We start from the raw sequence: 365 nt of genomic DNA on the forward strand, positions 1-365 counted from the left end.
TATTTCCTTCCCGGCAAGTTCGGCGAGATGGTGGTGTTTGGCGATGACATTGACCATTACCTTTACAAGCCTGAATTGCGGGTGCCGTATCGCGAGACGGCGGGATTGGAGGCTGGTGTCGAAGCGGTCATCGGCCTTCGTACTATTGCGAAAACCGTCCCCGCATCGTTTCTTGTGGCGGACTACAACCCCGATCTGGCGTGGGAGCCCTTGAAGGGCGAAGCCAATGTTGCGCGCAAAGACAAGACCACCTACGGCCAGCCGTATGTCTTCGGCACCCATCACCTGGATTTCGAAGGCGCCAAATGGGAAGCCCAGCTTCGGCATGAGGCGGCGATGGCTTCCCAGGTGGTCTATGAAGGCGA

1 protein-coding gene is annotated in these 365 nt (G+C 57.8%); it reads left to right on the plus strand.

Annotated features, from left to right (window positions below):
* Positions 1 to 365, plus strand: a 365-nt coding sequence (locus AC1DP9_RS27805; protein ID WP_477109083.1) for a contractile injection system protein, VgrG/Pvc8 family, incomplete at both ends; no start/stop codon positions are given.

The sequence above is a fragment of the Cupriavidus sp. 01L43 genome, from assembly GCF_056399925.1.